This window comes from Pseudomonas sp. Lz4W, from assembly GCF_000346225.2.
In the GTDB taxonomy this organism is placed as follows: domain Bacteria; phylum Pseudomonadota; class Gammaproteobacteria; order Pseudomonadales; family Pseudomonadaceae; genus Aquipseudomonas; species Aquipseudomonas paraversuta.
Genome location: NZ_CP017432.1, coordinates 2,889,662 through 2,909,635, shown reverse-complemented (window position 1 = coordinate 2,909,635; position 19,974 = coordinate 2,889,662). Strand labels below are relative to the sequence as shown.

Genomic DNA, 19,974 nt, shown 5'->3' with positions numbered 1-19,974 from the left:
AACATGAGCAGCAGCGCCCGTCACAGTCAGGTTGTACAAAAGCAGTTCGGTGAACAGGCCTCGGCCTATCTGAGCAGTGCCGTGCATGCGCAAGGCACCGAGTTCGGCCTGCTACAGGCCGAGCTGTCCGGCAAGCAGGATGCCCGGGTACTGGATCTGGGCTGCGGTGCCGGTCATGTCAGCTTTCATGTGGCGGCGCTGGTTAACGAGGTGGTGGCCTACGACCTGTCGCAGCAAATGCTCGATGTCGTCAGCGCCGCCGCCCAGGATCGCGGGCTGGACAATATCAGCACCCAGCGCGGTGCGGCGGAGCGTCTGCCGTTTGCCGATGGCGAGTTCGATTACGTGCTCAGCCGTTATTCCGCTCACCACTGGAGCGACCTGGGCCAGGCTTTGCGCGAAGTGCGGCGGGTGCTCAAACCCGGTGGCGTGGCGGCTTTTATCGACGTGATGTCGCCCGGTAGCCCGCTGTTCGATACTTATCTGCAAAGTGTCGAGGTGCTGCGCGATACCAGTCATGTGCGTGATTATTCTGCAGGCGAGTGGCTGCGCCAGGTCAGTGAGGCCGGTTTGCATACCCGCAGCACACAGCGTCAGCGTTTGCGTTTAGAGTTCGGCTCCTGGATTGAGCGCATGCGTACACCGGTGAGCATGAGCGTGGCCATTCGCGAGTTGCAGCAATCCATGGGCACTGAAGTGCGCGATTATTTTGAAATCGAACCTGATGGTTCGTTTAGTACCGACGTATTGGTTCTTTGGTGTGAAAAATAAAAGCACCAGACAATAAAAATTATGGATACCCCTCAGGGGGGATCAACTGACAGGTAGCGAGAGACCCATGAGCAAGCAGATTCTGATTCTTCCAGGTGACGGTATTGGTCCGGAAATCATGGCCCAGGCAGTAAAAGTACTGGAGCTGGCCAATGACAAGTTCCAGCTCGACTTCGAACTGACCCATGACGTGCTCGGCGGCGCAGCCATCGACAAGCACGGCGTACCCCTGGCGGATGAGACCCTGGAGCGCGCCCGTGCCGCCGACGCGGTGTTGCTGGGTGCCGTGGGTGGCCCTAAATGGGACAAGATCGAGCGTGATATCCGTCCTGAGCGCGGCCTGCTGAAAATCCGTGCGCAACTGGGTCTGTTCGGCAACCTGCGTCCGGCCATTCTTTACCCGCAACTGGCAGATGCCTCGAGCCTCAAGCCGGAAATCGTTGCCGGGCTGGATATTCTGATCGTTCGTGAATTGACCGGCGGCATTTACTTCGGCGCCCCCCGTGGCACCCGTGAGCTGGAAAACGGCGAGCGTCAGGCTTATGACACGCTGCCCTACAGCGAAAGCGAAATTCGCCGTATCGCCCGGGTCGGCTTCGACATGGCCCGTGTGCGCGGTAAAAAGCTGTGCTCGGTGGACAAGGCCAACGTGCTGGCTTCCAGCCAGTTGTGGCGCGAAGTGGTCGAGGAAGTGGCCAAGGACTACCCGGACGTCGAGCTGAGCCACATGTACGTCGACAACGCCGCGATGCAGCTGGTGCGTGCGCCCAAGCAGTTCGATGTGATCGTAACCGACAACCTGTTCGGCGATATCCTGTCGGACGAAGCGTCGATGCTGACCGGTTCCATCGGCATGCTGCCGTCGGCCTCCCTGGATGCCAACAACAAGGGCATGTACGAGCCATGCCACGGTTCGGCGCCGGACATCGCGGGGCAGGGCATTGCCAACCCGCTGGCAACCATTTTGTCGGTCTCGATGATGCTGCGTTACAGCTTCAATCAGACCGCCGCTGCCGATGCCATTGAACAGGCCGTGAGCCTGGTTCTGGACCAGGGCTTGCGTACCGGCGACATCTGGTCGGCGGGTTGCACCAGGGTCGGAACGCAGGAAATGGGCGATGCAGTAGTCGCGGCGCTACAGAATCTGTAATCTCTCTGGCCCGTTACTTCCTGTTGGTGGAAGTAACGACCCCACTTTTTGTTAAAGGTGTCGTTGTGATGAAGCGTGTAGGTCTGGTCGGTTGGCGCGGTATGGTTGGTTCTGTGCTCATGCAGCGGATGCTGGAAGAGCAGGATTTCGATCTTATTGAGCCGGTGTTTTTTACTACTTCCAATGTCGGTGGACAGGGTCCGTCTGTGGGCAAGGATATCGCCCCGCTCAAGGATGCTTACAACATTGAAGAGTTGAAAACCCTCGATGTAATCCTGACCTGCCAGGGCGGCGACTACACCACTGAGGTGTTCCCCAAGCTGCGTGAGGCAGGCTGGCAAGGTTACTGGATCGATGCAGCGTCGAGCCTGCGGATGCAGGATGACGCAGTGATCGTTCTGGACCCGGTCAACCGCCGGGTGATTGACCAGCAGCTGGATGCGGGCACCAAGAACTACATCGGCGGCAACTGCACTGTCAGCCTGATGCTGATGGGCCTGGGCGGCCTGTTCGAGGCCGGTCTGGTGGAGTGGATGAGCGCCATGACCTATCAGGCGGCATCCGGTGCCGGCGCGCAGAACATGCGCGAGCTGATCAAGCAAATGGGTTCGACCCACGCTGCTGTGGCCGATCAACTGGCCGATCCGGCCAGCGCCATCCTCGATATCGACCGTCGTGTCGCTGAAGCGATGCGCAGCGACGCGTACCCGACCGAGAACTTCGGCGTGCCATTGGCCGGTAGCTTGATCCCGTGGATCGACAAAGAGCTGCCAAACGGTCAAAGCCGCGAAGAGTGGAAGGCCCAGGCCGAAACCAACAAGATCCTGGGTCGCTTCAAGAACCCGGTTCCGGTGGATGGTATCTGCGTGCGTATCGGTGCAATGCGCTGTCACAGCCAGGCTTTGACCATCAAGCTGAACAAGGATGTGCCAATTGCCGACATCGAAGGTCTGATCAGCCAGCACAACCCTTGGGTCAAGCTGGTGCCCAATCATCGTGAAGACAGCATCCAGGAACTGAGCCCTACCCGGGTAACCGGTACCCTGAATGTGCCGGTTGGCCGTCTGCGCAAGCTGAACATGGGTTCGCAGTTCCTCGGTGCGTTCACCGTGGGCGACCAGTTGTTGTGGGGTGCGGCCGAGCCGTTGCGCCGCATGCTGCGGATTCTGCTGGAGCGTTAATCCGCCCTGGTTGCAGCCACGCCCCGCCTCTCGCAAGAGAGGCGGGCTTTTTAATGAGTGGCGCTTTTTACTGCCGCGCTGGCGGGCACTGTCCGTTGCCTGCAAAGGTTGCGCCCGGTACAGTGCCGCTCCCCACGTTTCGCCTGAGGTAGATGCATGAACCAGTCCTTTGATATCGCCGTCGTCGGCGCCACCGGCACTGTCGGCGAAACCATTGTGCAAATTCTCGAAGAGCGCAATTTTCCGGTCGCTGATTTGCATTTGCTGGCCAGCAGCGAGTCAGCCGGGCATTCGGTGCCTTTTCGGGGCAAAAACGTCCGAGTGCGTGAAGTCGATGAGTTTGACTTCAGCAAAGTGCAGCTGGTGTTTTTCGCTGCCGGCCCCGCCGTGACCCTGAGCTTTGCCGCCAAGGCCCGCGCTGGCGGGTGCGCGATTATTGATTTGTCGGGCGCATTGCCCGAGGCCCAGGCCCCGCAAGTGGTGCCCGAGGCCAATGCCCAAGTATTGGCCGGGTTGCCAAAGCCGCTGCAAATCAGCAGCCCGAGCCCGTCGGCAACCGCTCTTGCCGTAGTGTTGGCGCCCCTGCGCGGCTTGCTGGATATTCAGCGGGTCAACGTGACGGCATGTCTGGCAGTTTCTGCCCAAGGCCGTGAAGCGGTTTCCGAGCTGGCGCGTCAGACCACCGCACTACTGAATCTGCATCCGCTGGAGACCAGTTTTTTTGATCGCCAGATGGCGTTTAACCTCTTGGCGCAAGTGGGCAAGCCTGATGCACAAGGCCATGTACCACTGGAAAAACGCCTGGTAACAGAATTGCGTGAAGTGTTGGCTATGCCCGCGCTGAAAGTTTCGGTGACCTGCATTCAAGCTCCGGTATTTTTTGGCGATAGCTTCAGTGTTGCCGTGCAACTTGCCGGGCCGGTGGATCTGGATGCGGTGAATGCGGCGCTTGAAGCCGCTGAAGGTATCGAGCTGGTAGAGGCGGGCGACTATCCTACGGCGGTGGGCGATGCGGTAGGACAAGACGTGGTTTATGTCGGCCGGGTGCGCCATGCTGTAGACGACACTTCTGAACTTAATTTCTGGATGACGTCAGATAACGTAAGAAAAGGCGCCGCTTTGAATGCCGTGCAACTGGCTGAGTTGTTGATTAAAGATATTCTGTAAAAGATACTTGGCGTCAATTTCCAGCAGGGTTCCAGAAGCTATACAGGCCTCGGGGGACGAGGCCTGTACCAATAAGGAAGAGGCTATGCTTCAGGTTCGCAAATTAGTGTTAGCAATCGCCGCCGCTTCGGCGCTGTCATCCGGTATGGCGCAGGCGCTCGGGCTCGGAGAGCTGACCCTGAAGTCGACTCAGAACCAGCCTCTGCTGGCTGAAATCGAGTTGTTGGACGTCAAGGATCTGACCGCTGCTGAAGTGGTGCCGAGCCTGGCACCGCCTGACGAATTCACCAAGGCCGGGGTGCCGCGTCCGGCATTCCTGGATGATCTGCGTTTTACGCCGGTAATCAATGCCAACGGCAAAAGCGTGCTGCGCGTCACTTCCAGCCAGCCTTTGTCCGAGCCCTTCGTAAAGTTTCTGGTGCAGGTGATGTGGCCAAGCGGCCGCTTGCTGCGGGACTACAGCGTATTGCTGGACCCGGCCAAGTTCTCTCCTCAAACCGCTGCGGCTGCCTCTGGCGCGCCTGCAAATGCAGGTCAATACACCACCACGTCCCGTGACACCCTGTGGGAAATCGCGGCCAAGGCGCGCAATGGCGGCTCGGTCCAGCAGACCATGCTGGCGATTCAGGCGCTCAACCCTGATGCCTTTATCAACGGCAACATCAATCGGCTCAAGACCGGTCAGGTATTGCGCATGCCGGATGCAGCGCAAAGTGTCCAGCTGTCCCAAGGCAAGGCCATCAATGAAGTCGCTTCCCAGAATGCCGACTGGCGTAATGGGCGTCGTACCACGCCATTGGCCCAGCAGCTGGATGCGACCGGTCGGCAGCCGGTTGCGGCTACCAGTCCTGCCAAGGCTGGCGGTAGTGACAGCCTGAGCCTGGTTGCGGCGAGCGCTGCCGATGGCAAGGGTGCAGTTGGCGATGCCAAAAATATCAGCGACAAGCTGGCGACGACCCAGGAAGGGCTGGATTCGGCCCGGCGGGAAAATGCCGAGCTGCAAAGCCGGATGCAGGATTTGCAAAGCCAGCTGGACAAGCTGCAACGCTTGATCGAGTTGAAAAACAATCAATTGGCCAAGCTGCAGGCTGACAGTTCGGCGCCAGTCGATCCGGCAGCGGCGATAGCGGTCCCGCTGCCGGGGCAGGCTGTGGACGCTCCGGAAGCTGACATCGCGCCGGCAGATGAAGGTGCGCCGGCGACGGCGGTGCCGCCAGCTCCGGCGCAGGACGATAGTGCCACTCCGCGTGCAGAGCGCAGCATCCAGGACTTGTTGCACAGCCCTTGGCTACTGGGTCTGGTCGGTGGCGCGGCGGTCTTGTTGTTGCTGCTTGCGCTGCTGCTGGTGCGTCGCCGTAAAGCCCTGCAGGCGGCGCAAAGGCATGCGCGGATGGCCCGTGAGCTTGAGGAAGAGGCCGAGTTCCCATCTGATCTGGACATGCCGCAAAGCAGCTTCGAAGGGCTTGAAGTTCCACCGCCGAGCGTCAAGCTCGAGGCGGCACCAGCTGCGGCACCAGCTGCGGCAGCACTGGTGGTACCTCCGGTTGCGCCAGTGGTGGTTGCTCAGACGCTGGTCAGCCCGCAGGCCGATGCATTGGTCCAGGCTGAACAGTTGATTGAGCAGCGTCAGCTCAAAGAGGCCGAGCAACTGCTGGCAGGTGCAATCGAGCAAGAGCCGCAACGCAGTGATCTGCGACTCAAGTTGATGCAGGTCTATGGTGAACTGGGCGAGCGTGATGCCTTTGTTGCCCAGGAGCGGCAGCTGATTGCCAACGGCAAGAATCATTCTGAGGTTGAACAGCTCAAGCATCGCTATCCGGCCATGGCACTGGCAGCCGGTATCGCCACGGCTGCGGTTGCTGCGCAATTACAGGCGCAGTTTGTCACAGAGATGATGCGCGATGATCGCGAAGTGGAGCCTGAGCCACAGGCCAGGCCGGCCGTTGACGAGTTCGATCAGGACTTTGATCTGAGTCTGGATGACCTTGAAGCGGCGTCGCCTGCCGATTTGCCGCCCGAGAAGAAATCCGGTGACGAGCAGAGCTTTGAAGACGTGCTCAAGCAGCAGGCTGAGACGTCGGGTAGCGACACGTCCGACTTCGATCTGGACCTGCCGCCTGATTTCGATTTGTCCCTGGCTGACGAACCGGTTGCGCCGGCCGCTGAGCCGGACAGCTTTGCGCTTGAGCTGGACAAGGTCAATGCGGAGTTGCAGCGCTTGTCCGAAAGCCTTGAGCAGCCATCGATAGTCCCGTCCTTTGCCGACGAGCCCGAGTTTGACTTCTTGTCGGGCGCCGATGAAACGGCGACCAAGCTTGATCTGGCCCAGGCGTATATCGATATGGGTGATGACGAGGGCGCGCGGGATATCCTGACCGAAGTTGTCGAGGAGGGTAACCCGGAGCAGCAGGCTGAAGCTCTGGAGCTGTTGTCGCGCTTGCCTTGATCTGCTGTCACCTGTGGGGGCCGGCTTGCCGGCCCTTGATCTGTTAACCCGATGCTGATTTATCTCCGCCATGATTTGTTTCGTGGCGTCTTTGCGGGTGCGCCTTATAATGGCCGACTTTGCGTTTACGAGCAGGCTGTAGCACCTTGGCAAATATAGATAACCCGGCAGCCGAAATGGCCGCCGAAGGCTTTTCCCGAATCGCGCTGGGCGTTGAATACAAAGGCTCGCGCTATAGCGGCTGGCAACGTCAGGCCAGTGGTGTGCTGACGGTCCAGGAAACCCTGGAAAATGCCTTGTCGAAAGTCGCCGCATCTCCGGTTTCATTGCTTTGTGCAGGCCGCACTGATGCGGGTGTACACGCCTGCGGGCAAGTGGTGCACTTTGACACCATGGCCGAGCGCTCCCTGAAAGCCTGGGTCATGGGCGCCAACATCAACTTGCCCCATGACATCAGTGTCAGTTGGGCCAAGGTCATGCCGGCGCATTTTCATGCACGCTTCAAAGCCATCGCCCGGCGTTACCGCTACGTGATCTACAACGATCAGATTCGCCCTGCGCACCTGAATCAGGAAATTACCTGGAACCATCGCCCGCTGGATGTCGAGCGGATGGCCGAGGCCGCGCGCTACCTGTTGGGCGTGCACGACTTCAGCGCTTTTCGTGCGGGTCAGTGCCAGGCCAAATCGCCGGTCAAGGAAATGCATCACCTGCGCGTGACACGTCATGGACAGATGATTGTGCTGGATATTCGTGCCAGTGCTTTTTTGCATCACATGGTGCGCAACATCGCCGGGGTGCTAATGACCATCGGCACTGGCGAGCGGCCGGTGGAATGGATGAAGGAAGTGCTGGAGAGCCGGGTCCGTCGTTCCGGTGGCGTGACAGCGCATCCCTATGGCCTGTATCTGGTGCAAGTTGAATATCACGATGAGTTCCAATTGCCGCAACGTTACATCGGTCCACATTTCTTGACCGGTTTTACCGAACTGGACGGCTGACGCCCGGATGAGCATTTGTTACCATCCGGGGCTTTCGCGTTTCTTGAGGTGTATTCGACATGTCAGCCGTTCGCAGCAAGATCTGCGGTATTACCTGCATAGATGATGCACTGGCAGCTGTTAGTGCCGGGGCTGACGCCATCGGCTTTGTGTTCTACGCAAAAAGTCCGCGGTCAGTAACGGCGCAGCAGGCGCGCGCGATCATTGCCGCCTTGCCGCCTTTTGTGACCACAGTCGGGTTGTTCGTCAATGCCACGGCCTGTGAGCTGAACGAAACACTTGATGCCGTACCGCTGGACTTGCTGCAGTTTCACGGCGATGAAACCCCTGAGCAGTGCGAGGGCTACCACCGTCCCTATATCAAGGCGTTGCGGGTAAAGGCGGGTGATGACATCGCTGGCGCCTGCAAGGCGTATGCCGGTGCCAGCGGTATTTTGCTGGATGCCTACGTTGAAGGGGTGCCCGGGGGAACCGGCCAGGCCTTTGACTGGTCATTGATACCGCAGGATTTGAGCAAACCGATTATTCTCGCAGGCGGCTTGTCTGCCGAGAACGTGGCCCGGGCCATTACTCAGGTGCGGCCGTATGCCGTTGATGTGAGTGGCGGGGTGGAAAAGAGCAAGGGCATCAAGGATCACGACAGGATTCGGGCCTTCATGCAGGCAGTACGGGCAACAAACTGATGCCCGATGTGACGGTTGGCAGTCTGCCACCGTCCATCATTACCGCTGTATAAAGCAGGCGGGCCCGGTGGTTCGACGGGCAGAAATTAAACTGGCGGCCGCTCTGGGGCGTGTTGTCGGGAAGGCTGAGGGTCCGGGGGTTACGCTGGTTTGCCATGTGCTGACCGCTTCTCCCCGGTAATCATCGCCGCATACCTAATGAATTTAGCTCAAGGGCATACACGGGGCCTGAACCCAAGCGTTCTGGCCACCGGTACTGGAGAAAGAAAGCATGAGCAACTGGTTGGTAGACAAGCTGATTCCTTCGATCATGCGTTCCGAGGTCAAAAAGAGCTCGGTACCTGAAGGCCTGTGGCACAAATGCCCGTCTTGCGACGCTGTGCTTTATCGTCCGGAGCTGGAAAAGACCCTGGACGTTTGCCCCAAATGTAATCACCACATGCGCATCGGCGCACGTGCCCGCATCAATATCTTCCTGGATGTCGATGGTCGTAACGAACTGGGCGCCGATCTGGAGCCTGTAGACCGTCTGAAATTCCGTGACAGCAAGAAGTACAAGGACCGTCTGGTCGGTGCGCAAAAGCAGACCGGCGAAAAAGATGCCCTGATCTCCGTGAGTGGCACCTTGCTGGGCATGCCGGTGGTAGTGTCTGCGTTTGAGTTCTCCTTCATGGGCGGCTCGATGGGCGCCATCGTTGGCGAGCGTTTTGTACGTGCCGCCAACTATGCGCTGGAAAACCGCTGCCCGATGGTCTGCTTCGCAGCCTCCGGTGGTGCGCGGATGCAGGAAGCCCTGATCTCCCTGATGCAAATGGCCAAGACCTCTGCGGTACTGGCGCGTCTGCGCGAAGAAGGCATTCCGTTTATCTCGGTCTTGACCGATCCGGTCTATGGCGGCGTTTCGGCCAGCCTGGCGATGCTCGGCGATGTAATCGTGGCTGAGCCTAAAGCCCTTATCGGCTTTGCCGGCCCGCGTGTAATCGAGCAGACCGTTCGTGAAAAACTGCCAGAAGGCTTCCAGCGCAGCGAGTTCCTGCTGGAGCACGGTGCAATCGACTTGATCATTGCCCGCCAGGAGCTGCGCCCGCGTCTGGGTAACCTGCTGGCACAAATGATGGGCCTGCCTACGCCTGTGTTCGTGGCGCCGCCTGTTGAAGCAATCGTTGTTCCGCCGGTACCTGCAAACATATGACTGAGCGCACCCTTGGCGAGTGGCTCGCCTATCTTGAACAGCTGCATCCATCTGCCATCGACATGGGCCTGGATCGCGCGCGCGAGGTAACGAACCGCATGGGCCTGCAAAAGCCCGCGCCTCGGGTGGTGACGGTTACTGGCACCAACGGCAAGGGTTCGACCTGTGCGTTTGTAGCGTCCTTGCTGCGGGCGCAAGGTCTGAAAGTGGGGGTTTATAACTCTCCTCATCTGCTGCGCTACAACGAGCGTGTGCAGATCGACGGCGCTGAGGTCTCGGACGAGCAGCTTTGCGAAGCCTTCAGCGCTTTGGAAGCTGGCCGGGGCCAGACTTCACTGACCTATTTCGAGATGGGCACGCTGGCGGCTTTCTGGCTGTTCGAGCGTGCGCAACTTGACGCCGTGGTGCTGGAAGTCGGTCTGGGCGGGCGACTGGATGCGGTCAATCTGGTAGATGCGGACCTGGCACTGGTCACCAGTATCGGTGTGGATCACGTGGAATACCTTGGTAATACCCGTGAATCCGTGGCTTACGAAAAAGCCGGCATTTTTCGCCCGGGCAAGCCTGCTCTTTGTGGCGACTTGAACCCGCCTCAACCCTTGCTCGACAAGGCTGCAGAGTTGGGTTGCCCGCTGTTTGTACGTGGTCGTGACTTTGACCTGGCCACTGCTGACAGCGTCTGGCACTGGCAGGGCCGGGATGCGGCAGGGCAGGTGGTGGAGTTGCGCGACTTGCCGCTGCTGGATTTGCCGATGGAAAACGCAGCACTGGCGTTGCAGGCTTATGCATTGACAGGTCTGCCGTGGCAGCCTGAACGAATTATTGAAGCGTTACAGGGTACGCAAGTGACCGGTCGGCTGGATCGTCGGCAGTTCAACTGGCACGGAAAAACCTTGAATATGCTGCTTGATGTGGGCCATAACCCCCATGCAGCGGAGTATCTGGTCAAGCGTCTGCAGCAGCGTCCGATAGCGGGCAGGCGTCTGGCGGTATTCGGCCTGCTGGCCGACAAGGACCTGGATGGCGTAGTGTCACAGCTCGCGCCAGTGGTCGCGCATTGGGCGGTAGCACCGCTGAATACCGGGCGGACCCGGCCGGCGGCTGAGCTTCAGGGCTCGCTGCAGGATCTGGGGGCTCGGGTCTCGGTTTTCGCCAGTGTCGAGGCGGCACTTGAGGCACAGTGCGAGCAGGCTACCGGGCAAGACGAAATCCTGTTGTTCGGATCATTTTATTGCGTCGCTGAAGCGCTCGAGTGGTTGCAGCGGCGTGCCACGGAGGAGGCTGCAAATGGCTTTGCTGGATAAGGTATACAAGCAGCGGATGGTGGGCGCCCTGGTACTGGTGGCGCTGGCCGTGATCTTCTTGCCGATGCTGTTCTCGCGCGAAGATGAGCAGCGCCAGATTCAGGTCGATGCGCCGACTGCGCCCCAGATGCCGGTCATGCCCGAGGTCAAGGTAGAGCCGGTTGCGGTGCCCGAGCCGCAGGTAATCGCTGAAGAGCCTGCACCGCCTGAGCAGGAAGTCGTCACGCAGCAGGCACCGGCAGCTGCGGTGGCAAAGCCTGTGGTTACGGCGCCAAAACCACCGGCTGTCACGCCGGCTCAAACGGTTGCGCAGGCACCTGCCAAGCTCGATACCACGCAAAAACGTCTCGATCCTAACGGCTTGCCCATTAGCTGGTCGGTGCAACTGGTCAGTCTGTCCAATCGTGCAAGCGCTGATAACCTGCAGAAAACCCTTAGAAATCAAGGTTATAACGCTTATGTCCGATCTTCGGGCGGGATGAATCGGGTTTTTGTCGGTCCATTGCTTGAGCGTGCAGAGGCCGATCGCCTGCGCGATCTGCTCGGCAAGCAGCAAAATCTCAAGGGTTTTGTGGTGCGCTTTCAGCCTGAGCGTGGCTGAGTCGGTAAAAAGGTGTCACCTGATTGCCAAAGCACTGATAAATCGCCTTACCTGAGCGGCGGCGCTCTGCTAAAATGCGCCGCCTTATCTGTCCGTAGGCTGAACTGTGCCATTTACCTGGGTTGACTGGGCGATCGTTGCAATTATCGCCATCTCCGCTTTGATCAGCTTGAAGCGCGGCTTCGTTAAAGAGGCCCTGTCGCTGTGCACCTGGATCATTGCCGGGGTCGTCGCCTGGATGTTCGGCGGTTCACTGTCTCAATACCTCACCGGTTATATCGAAACACCTTCCGCCCGCGTTATCGTTGGGTGCACCATCATGTTTGTCGCCACCTTGCTGGTAGGCGCAATGATCAATTTTCTTATCGGCGAACTGATTCGCGTCACCGGACTGTCCGGGACCGATCGTTTTCTTGGCATGGCCTTCGGCGCTGCGCGTGGCGCGTTGCTGGTGGTTGTGGCGGTCGGGCTGTTAAGCCTGGGGCCGGTACAGCAAGACTCATGGTGGCAGGGGTCAAGGCTCGTGCCACAATTTCTATTGGTTGCCGATTGGTCGAAAAATCTCATTTTGGGGTGGAGTAGCCAGTGGTTGGCCAGCGGTATCAGCGTTCCTGCTGATATTCCGTTCAAGGAGCATCTCTTGCCGGCCAATCTGGCCAGGTAAGCGGTGTTCAGTTCAGATCCATTAAGTAGGGGTTGCGTCGCATGTGTGGCATCGTCGGTATCGTCGGTAAGTCGAACGTCAATCAGGCGCTGTATGACGCGCTAACCGTCCTCCAGCACCGCGGCCAGGATGCTGCCGGTATTGTGACCAGTCATGAAGGCCGGTTATTCCTGCGCAAGGACAACGGGCTGGTTCGCGATGTATTTCATCAGCGACACATGCAGCGTCTGGTCGGGCACATGGGCATTGGCCATGTGCGCTATCCAACTGCAGGCAGCTCGACTTCAGCTGAAGCCCAGCCGTTTTATGTCAACTCGCCATACGGCATTACCCTGGCGCATAACGGCAACCTGACCAACGTTGAACAACTGGCCAAGGAGATTTACGAATCTGACCTGCGCCACGTCAACACCAATTCCGATTCGGAAGTGCTGCTTAACGTATTTGCCCATGAGCTGGCTCAGCGTGGCAAATTGCAGCCAACCGAAGAAGACGTGTTTGCAGCGGTCACAGACGTACACAACCGCTGCCGCGGTGGTTACGCCGTGGTTGCGATGATTACCGGCTACGGTATCGTCGGTTTCCGTGATCCGAATGCCATTCGTCCTATCGTCTTCGGTCAGCGTCATACCGACGAAGGCGTCGAGTACATGATCGCTTCCGAAAGCGTGTCCCTGGACGTGCTGGGCTTCACCCTGATCCGTGACCTGGCGCCGGGCGAAGCGGTTTACATCACCAATGACGGCCAGCTGCACACCCGTCAGTGTGCTGTTAACCCGCAACTGACCCCGTGCATCTTCGAGCACGTGTACCTGGCGCGTCCCGATTCGATCATCGATGGCATTTCGGTATACAAGGCCCGTCTGCGCATGGGCGAGAAGCTCGCCGAGAAGATCCTGCGCGAGCGCCCGGATCACGATATCGATGTGGTCATCCCGATTCCGGACACCAGCCGCTGCGCTGCGCTGGAACTGGCTAACCACCTGGGCGTCAAGTTCCGCGAAGGCTTCGTCAAGAACCGTTACATCGGCCGTACCTTCATCATGCCGGGCCAGGCTGCGCGTAAAAAGTCCGTGCGCCAGAAGCTCAACGCCATCGAGCTTGAGTTCCGCGGCAAGAACGTGATGCTGGTGGATGACTCGATCGTGCGCGGTACCACCTGCAAGCAGATCATTCAGATGGCCCGCGAAGCCGGCGCGAAAAATGTTTACTTCTGCTCGGCAGCTCCGGCTGTGCGCTACCCGAACGTATATGGCATCGACATGCCAAGCGCTCACGAACTGATCGCGCACAATCGCAGCACCCAGGAAGTGGCCGAGCTGATCGGCGCCGACTGGCTGATCTATCAGGACCTGCCTGACCTGATCGAAGCGGTGGGTGGTGGCAAAATCAAGATCGACAAGTTTGATTGCGCAGTGTTCGACGGCAAGTACGTCACTGGCGATATCGATGACAACTATCTGGAGAGAATCGAGCGTGCGCGCAACGATGCTTCCAAGGTGGTTGCTCAAGGTGTCGGTGCAACGATAGGCTTGTACAACAACTAAGTGTTCACCAAACCGGCCCTGATGGGCCGGTTTGCGTTTCTCCAATACAAAGCAAATACACAGCAAGGAGTGGGCAGCATGAGTCAGGATTGGGATGCGGGACGGCTGGATAGCGACCTCGAGGGCGTAGCGTTCGATACCTTGGCTGTGCGTGCTGGCCAGCACCGTACGCCGGAAGGCGAGCACGGTGATGCGATGTTCCTGACTTCCAGCTACGTGTTCCGCACCGCCGCAGATGCAGCAGCCAGGTTCTCGGGCGAGGTGGCGGGCAACGTCTATTCGCGTTACACCAACCCCACGGTGCGAGCATTCGAAGAGCGCATGGCGGCCCTCGAAGGGGCGGAGCAGGCCGTGGCGACAGCGACCGGCATGGCGGCAATTTTGTCAGTGGTCATGAGTCTGTGCAGTGCCGGCGATCATATTCTGGTCTCGCGCAGCGTGTTCGGCTCAACCATCAGCCTGTTCGAGAAATACTTCAAACGCTTCGGCGTGCAGGTCGACTATGTACCGCTGGCTGAACTGGCTGGCTGGGACGCGGCGATCAAGCCCAATACCCGATTGCTGTTTGTTGAGTCGCCTTCCAATCCGCTGGCCGAGCTGGTGGATATTGCGGCTCTGGCAGAGATTGCCCACGCCAAGGGCGCGATGCTGGTGGTCGACAATTGCTTCTGCACGCCTGCCTTGCAGCAACCGCTCAAGCTGGGTGCCGACATTGTTGTGCATTCGGCCACCAAATTCATCGACGGCCAGGGTCGTTGCATGGGCGGGGTGGTTGCCGGTCGCAGTGAGCAGATGAAAGAAGTCGTAGGCTTCCTGCGTACTGCAGGGCCGACCCTGAGCCCGTTCAACGCCTGGATTTTCCTCAAGGGGCTGGAAACCTTGAATCTGCGCATGCGTGCCCACTGTGCCAGTGCCCAGGCCCTGGCTGAGTGGCTGGAGCAGCAGGACGGGATTGAGAAGGTCCACTATGCCGGTCTCAAAAGCCACCCGCAGCATGCCTTGGCCCAGCGTCAGCAGCGCGGTTTTGGCGCGGTGGTGAGTTTTGAAGTCCGGGGCGGCAAAGAGGGCGCATGGCGCTTTATCGATGCCACGCGCCTGATTTCAATCACCGCCAACCTGGGGGACAGCAAGACCACCATCACCCATCCGTCCACCACCTCCCATGGCCGGTTGGCGCCGCAGGAGCGTGCAGCTGCCGGCATTCAGGACAGTCTGATCCGCATCGCCGTGGGCCTGGAAGATGTCACCGACCTGCAAGCAGATCTGGCGCGAGGCCTGGCCGCACTGTGAACGATATGATCCTTGAGGTACCTGTTGCCGGTAATGGCCGTGTGGCGCTGGTAACCGGCGCTGCGCGGGGCATTGGCCTGGGGATCGCCGCGTGGCTGGTCAGTGAAGGCTGGCAGGTAGTGCTGACCGACATCGACCGTGCACGGGGCTCTAAAGTGGCCAGGGTGCTGGGTGAAAATGCCTGGTTCGTGACCATGGATGTGTCGGTCGAGGCCGATGTCATCGGTTGCGTGGCCCAGGTATTGGGGCAGTTCGGACGTCTGGACGCGCTGGTGAGTAACGCGGCAATTGCCGACCCGCACAACATGACCCTGGAAAGCCTCGATCTGGAGCACTGGAACCGTGTGCTGGCGGTCAACCTCACCGGTCCCATGCTCCTGGCCAAACACTGCGCGCCTTACTTGCGTGCGCATTGTGGCTCGATCGTTAATCTGGCTTCCACCCGTGCCCGTCAATCCGAGCCCGATACCGAGGCTTACGTGGCGAGCAAGGGCGGTTTGCTGGCATTGACCCATGCGCTGGCCATCAGCCTCGGGCCGGAGATCAGGGTCAACGCGGTCAGCCCGGGCTGGATTGACGCCCGGGACCCCTCTGTGAGGCGTGCGCAGCCGCTCACCGACACGGATCACGCCCAGCACCCGGCAGGGCGTGCAGGCACCGTGGAAGACGTTGCGTCCATGGTTGCGTGGCTGCTGTCGCGCAATGCCGGATTTGTGACGGGGCAGGAGTTTGTGGTCGACGGCGGCATGAGCAAGAAAATGGTTTACGGGGAATAAAGCAGTCCGCGAGAGCGAGGTTCGGGTTTTTTGCTTATTTTGAAAAAAACTCAACCTTGTCCTTGACTTAGGTTCAATACCTGCGTAAATTTCGCGGCCTCAACGAAGCAAAGGGTGATTAGCTCAGCTGGGAGAGCATCTGCCTTACAAGCAGAGGGTCGGCGGTTCGATCCCGTCATCACCCACCACTTCTTGAGTTTCTCGAAAGAGAAAGGTGGTTCTGAAAAGAACAACCAACCGACGCGCAGCGGTAGTTCAGTCGGTTAGAATACCGGCCTGTCACGCCGGGGGTCGCGGGTTCGAGTCCCGTCCGCTGCGCCATATTTGTACAGGTCAGGTTTTCCTGGCTTGGGCTTGAAAAGCACCGAAGCTTTTCAGTCACAGGTTTTAAAAGTTTCAAACGGACGCAAGTCCGAGCGATACGCAGCGGTAGTTCAGTCGGTTAGAATACCGGCCTGTCACGCCGGGGGTCGCGGGTTCGAGTCCCGTCCGCTGCGCCATATTTGCTCCAGAGCCCTTGAACTCTCTGGAGCTACAAAGAAAGCGACCTTAGGGTCGCTTTTTTTGTGCCCGGATTTCTTCATGACCCTGCGTGCTCCGCAGTCGCTGCCGTAGGCTGCGAAGGGCGGTGAAGCGACCCCTTTGCATGTCTCAATGACAAGGGAAGGCCCTGCGGCCCTGGGCGCAGCCTTTGGCAGCGACTACAGGTTTGGGCGGTTTCAGCCTTGCTGCGCCAATGTGATCGAATCAAACTGCGCGCAAAAAATGCCAACTGATGCACAATACGTCCCGTCACCGTTCTCTTCAGGATCTTTAATGCTTAAGTCATTCCCCTTGCGCGCTTTGGTTGCCGTCCTTTTGCTGGCCGGACTCGCAGGTTGCTCGTCGAAGAAAACAGCCATCTACGAGCATGAGAACTTCGATGATTCGGGAACGTTTTCGCGTAATTATCCGGTGACCGATAAAGCCTCGTGCGAAGCTGCACGACGCGCCTTGCTCAGCCAGGGCTACATCATCACCAGTAACGATGCAAAAATGATCAGTGGCCACAAGAGCTTCCAGCAAACCGGCGAGAGCCATCTGGAGATCAGCTTTAACGTGGTCTGCGCAGACGACGGCGGCTCGGAGCATCACGCCACCATGTTTGCCAACGCCCTGCAGGATCGTTACGCACTGAAGAAGGTCAACAACTCGGCCAGCCTCGGGGTGGGGGTGCTGGGTTCGGTGTCGATGCCGATTGGCTCCTCCGATGACTCGATGGTGAAAGTGGCCAGCGAAACCGTGTCTTCGCCCCAGTTCTATGATCGCTTTTTCGCGCTGGTGGAAGTGTTCCTGCCCAAGGAAGTGAAAAAGGCTGCGCATATTCCGGAAAAGCCCAAGACCGATCTGGGTGTACCTGAAGTTGTCCCGGCCAAGGTCGAGGCGGCCCCCAAGCCGGCTGCGCCAGTCGAGGTGCCTGCGGCTGCCGAGCCTGCCAGCTTGCAACCGCCAGTGGAGAGCGCCCCGGTGCTGCCGGCAGAAGTCGTGCCTGCTCCGGCGCCGGTCGAACCGCCAGCCACACCGCCGGCCACACCTTCGGCGCCTGAAAAAGCCGCCGCACCCGCAGTGCCTGCGCCGGAACCGGCGATCACCCCTCTACCCGTTGTGCCAGAGGCGCTGCCGGCACAATAAGCGTGCAGTAATTTCCATGAACTCTGCTACGTTTAAAAAGTCAGTGAAGTCGAGTGCTCGCAAGGTGTCATTTTTCCTTCATGGGAGCGCTTTAAACTCACTTTCAGCGCCCCTCAGGCATGACTTGAACCAATAGAACGAAAAGGGATGTGGCAATGGACGACTATCAGGAAGAGTTGCTTGAGTATCAGGCTTTTGAGCTGGACCCGCTGGAACCTGCGGACGACGCAACCGAGCTTTAGGCTCTGGACCGCCTCATGCAGTGTTGCGCTGGCGACGACGGAACTCTCCCGGAGTCTGCGCGTTCCAGCGCTTGAACGCCCTCTGAAAGGCCTCTGCCGAGGCAAACCCCAACAAGTAGGCAATCTCGCCAAAGGCCAGTTCCGTATCGCGGATATAGGTCATGGCGAGGTCACGCCGCGTATCGTTGAGAATCGCCCGGAACTGCGTGCCTTCTTCTGCCAGCTTGCGGCGTAAGGTCCAGGTTGGCAGCTTGAGGCGCACCGCCACTTCCTCCAGATCGGGTTCGCGCCCGCCATTGAGCAATGGCCCCAGCATTTGCGTAATCCGCTCGCGCAGGCTGCGGGTTCGGGTCAATTGCTCCAGTTCGCGCTCGCACAGTTGCAGCAAGAATGCCCAGGTTGTGGGGCAGTGCTGCGGGTTACGCAGATCCAGACTGGCGTGGTTCAGCCGCAGTTGGTTGGTCTCGGCCCGAAAGCTCACCGAGGTATGGCTCAGGATGGCGTAGCGCTCGGCATACTCCGGCTCGCTGAACTCGATATCGATGTGCTCACCCAGCAAAGGCCGGGCCGCAACAGATGACAGCTGCTGCAGCCAGCCAGCAATGATCGAGTCCACCACAAACCGGTTGTAGGCGTTATACGGGCTGATGGAATAAAAGCGCAGCCAGGCGCCCTGAGCGTCTTCGTGCAGGCTCGACTGGCCGCGATAGTTGGAGGCATACAGGGCTTCAAAGCGAATCAGCGTGCGTGCCGCTTCCCGTACCGTGGGTGCCTGGGCTGCGGTTACACCGGCCAGGCCGGTCTGGGGCAGCCTGCTCATCTGGCCCATGCGCAAACCCAGGGCCGGGTCGCCGGTCAAGGCAATCGCGGCGTGCCCCAGGCGCATGTAGCGCGGGATCGACAGTCGCGCCAGCGGTTGCCCGAGGCGGGCCGGATCGAGTCCGTATTGAGCGAGTAAAGGCAGAGGGTCGTGGCCATAACTGCGCACCGCGTCGGCCAGGCATTCAACAAACCCGACTGAAAGATCCCCCAGACGCATCGGCAGCGGTTTCACAGGTTTACAGCCACAGGTTCAGCAAGCGGGCACCGCTGCCGGGCTGGTCCGGGCTGGTTTGCCCGTTACGGCTGACAAACCCCCAGCCGACGCTGTGCTTGTCCCAGAATTTGCCACGGGAGAACACCGTGATGCCGGCTTCGGCTGTACTGCTGGGGACGCTGCTGATCAGCGTCAGCCGGTGCCAGGCTTCGCCTTCGCTGACTTCTCCGGGCTTGAGGCTGATTTCACTGGGGCTCGTGACACTTTTAAAGCCGCCCCAGGGTTGATCCCAGGTGTTTTTACCAATCATGAACGCGGGGACAGCGATCAGTTGCGCCCCTTGCTCGTTCAATGTGCGGTAGTTCTCGGGATACCAGCTGTCGCTGCCGACCAGAATGCCCAGGCGACCGGCCGGTGTGTCGATCACGTTCAATTGGTGTTCAGGGCTTGGCTGGATATAGCTTTGTTCTTCGTAAGTGGGGAGTAACTGGCGTTGCGGCGTACCCAGGGGCATACCGTCCCGGCCAAACACAATGCTGCTGTTGTACAGCGGGCCTGAGCCGGGCAGCAGTTTGCCGTTCTCGATGCGTGGCTCCGGCAAGGCGATGCTGCCGGCCACCAGGGTCACCCCGTATTCTTTGGCCAGCCCGCCAAACAGGGTCTGGTAATCGCGGGCCATGCTCCTGGCTTTCATTCGCAGATGAGCATCGTTGGCCCGGCTGTCGCCCTCGGCGCGAAGCCAGGCACTGGCGAAGGCCAGCGGGTTGCTGCGTACCAGCCAGTCCATGGCCTGCGCAAGATTGGCCGCCTGATACAGCTCATTCTTTTCGCCGCGAAACACCAGCCAGGTGCCGATGTGTTCCGGCAGCACGACGATGGTCTTGTCGTTGAGCAGTCCGGCATCCCGGGCTTTGTCCAGATACGCCGCAAGCTTGAGGCGCACCAGATCCAGGCTTTGGTAGTCCCGGGGTGACAGGTCCGGCTCGATACCCAGCAGATTGCCACGGTCGTGGTTGACGCCGTCGTTGAGGGTCAGCTCGATGCGCAGGTCCGAGAGGTAGTGGCCCACCTCGCGTTGCTGGGCCCAGAACCAGTAGCCGGCGGTAGCGGCGATGAGGGTGACGATTAAGGTGCAGGCAAATAATTTACGCATTGGAAATAGAGCAACAGCCTTGGGCGGGATTCGGCAACTAGGGTAGGGTGCTGGTCCCGGCTTGCCAAGGGGGGCTGCGCATTTAGGTTAGCAATTTGT

At 59.4% G+C, this 19,974-nt stretch carries 17 protein-coding genes and 3 tRNA genes; 18 read left to right on the top strand and 2 right to left on the bottom strand.

The genetic code is table 11. The features are described 5' to 3' along the window. The first annotated feature begins 3 nt into the window (after positions 1-3). The 18 genes from B195_RS13280 to B195_RS13195 all read left to right on the top strand — a co-directional run bounded on the left by B195_RS13280 (position 4) and on the right by B195_RS13195 (position 17,444). A complete protein-coding gene (locus B195_RS13280) occupies positions 4-771 on the top strand; it encodes a class I SAM-dependent methyltransferase (RefSeq protein ID WP_037001876.1) in 768 nt (255 codons plus the stop codon). 67 nt (positions 772-838) lie between these two features. Beyond that, the gene (gene leuB, locus B195_RS13275; RefSeq protein ID WP_003446163.1) at positions 839-1,921 is read left to right on the top strand and encodes a 3-isopropylmalate dehydrogenase; all 1,083 of its coding nucleotides are present in this window, start codon (positions 839-841) and stop codon (positions 1,919-1,921) included. A gap of 68 nt (positions 1,922-1,989) precedes the next feature. Continuing rightward, positions 1,990-3,102 (top strand): aspartate-semialdehyde dehydrogenase, encoded by a 1,113-nt coding sequence (gene asd, locus B195_RS13270; RefSeq protein WP_003446161.1) that lies wholly within the window; start codon positions 1,990-1,992, stop codon positions 3,100-3,102. Positions 3,103-3,258: 156 nt separating this feature from the next. After that, on the top strand, positions 3,259-4,269 hold the full coding sequence (locus B195_RS13265; protein ID WP_003446154.1) for an aspartate-semialdehyde dehydrogenase: 1,011 nt from the start codon (positions 3,259-3,261) through the stop codon (positions 4,267-4,269). Between the two features lie 85 nt (positions 4,270-4,354). Further along, positions 4,355-6,715 (top strand): FimV/HubP family polar landmark protein, encoded by a 2,361-nt coding sequence (locus tag B195_RS13260; RefSeq protein ID WP_003446152.1) that lies wholly within the window; start codon positions 4,355-4,357, stop codon positions 6,713-6,715. Positions 6,716-6,891: 176 nt separating this feature from the next. Next, positions 6,892-7,716, top strand: coding sequence for a tRNA pseudouridine(38-40) synthase TruA (gene truA / locus B195_RS13255; RefSeq protein ID WP_003446150.1), 825 nt, complete (start codon positions 6,892-6,894; stop codon positions 7,714-7,716). Positions 7,717-7,775: 59 nt separating this feature from the next. Then, a complete protein-coding gene (locus B195_RS13250) occupies positions 7,776-8,399 on the top strand; it encodes a phosphoribosylanthranilate isomerase (RefSeq protein WP_003446148.1) in 624 nt (207 codons plus the stop codon). Between the two features lie 271 nt (positions 8,400-8,670). Then, entirely contained in the window at positions 8,671-9,591 is a 921-nt protein-coding gene (gene accD, locus B195_RS13245) for an acetyl-CoA carboxylase, carboxyltransferase subunit beta (protein WP_003446146.1), read from the top strand. Continuing rightward, positions 9,588-10,895 carry a bifunctional tetrahydrofolate synthase/dihydrofolate synthase gene (gene folC, locus B195_RS13240; protein ID WP_003446144.1) on the top strand — a complete coding sequence of 436 codons (1,308 nt, stop codon included), beginning with the start codon at positions 9,588-9,590 and terminating at the stop codon, positions 10,893-10,895. The genes accD and folC overlap by 4 nt, the downstream gene beginning before the upstream one ends. Beyond that, positions 10,879-11,496 carry an SPOR domain-containing protein gene (locus B195_RS13235; protein ID WP_003446142.1) on the top strand — a complete coding sequence of 206 codons (618 nt, stop codon included), beginning with the start codon at positions 10,879-10,881 and terminating at the stop codon, positions 11,494-11,496. Before folC ends, B195_RS13235 begins: the two co-directional genes overlap by 17 nt. Positions 11,497-11,602: 106 nt before the next feature. Further along, the gene (locus B195_RS13230) at positions 11,603-12,160 is read left to right on the top strand and encodes a CvpA family protein (protein ID WP_003446140.1); all 558 of its coding nucleotides are present in this window, start codon (positions 11,603-11,605) and stop codon (positions 12,158-12,160) included. A 41-nt stretch (positions 12,161-12,201) separates the two neighbouring features. Then, a complete protein-coding gene (gene purF / locus B195_RS13225; protein ID WP_003446138.1) occupies positions 12,202-13,707 on the top strand; it encodes an amidophosphoribosyltransferase in 1,506 nt (501 codons plus the stop codon). 78 nt (positions 13,708-13,785) lie between these two features. Beyond that, entirely contained in the window at positions 13,786-14,997 is a 1,212-nt protein-coding gene (locus B195_RS13220; protein ID WP_003446136.1) for an O-succinylhomoserine sulfhydrylase, read from the top strand. Positions 14,998-15,002: 5 nt separating this feature from the next. Next, positions 15,003-15,773, top strand: a complete 771-nt coding sequence (locus B195_RS13215; RefSeq protein WP_165439751.1) for an SDR family oxidoreductase — start codon at positions 15,003-15,005, stop codon at positions 15,771-15,773. 112 nt (positions 15,774-15,885) lie between these two features. Next, positions 15,886-15,961 (top strand) — tRNA-Val (locus tag B195_RS13210). 56 nt (positions 15,962-16,017) lie between these two features. Beyond that, positions 16,018-16,094, top strand: a tRNA-Asp gene (locus tag B195_RS13205). 102 nt (positions 16,095-16,196) lie between these two features. Beyond that, positions 16,197-16,273, top strand: a tRNA-Asp gene (locus B195_RS13200). A 316-nt stretch (positions 16,274-16,589) separates the two neighbouring features. Then, positions 16,590-17,444, top strand: a complete 855-nt coding sequence (locus B195_RS13195; protein ID WP_003446132.1) for a DUF2242 domain-containing protein — start codon at positions 16,590-16,592, stop codon at positions 17,442-17,444. Between the two features lie 255 nt (positions 17,445-17,699). Here the strand turns inward: B195_RS13195 and B195_RS13190 are convergent, their stop codons facing one another. After that, complete coding sequence (locus B195_RS13190) at positions 17,700-18,740, bottom strand: AraC family transcriptional regulator (RefSeq protein WP_003446128.1); 1,041 nt, start codon at positions 18,738-18,740, stop codon at positions 17,700-17,702. Positions 18,741-18,744: 4 nt separating this feature from the next. After that, complete coding sequence (locus B195_RS13185; protein ID WP_003446126.1) at positions 18,745-19,875, bottom strand: carbon-nitrogen hydrolase family protein; 1,131 nt, start codon at positions 19,873-19,875, stop codon at positions 18,745-18,747. Positions 19,876-19,974 lie beyond the last annotated feature (99 nt).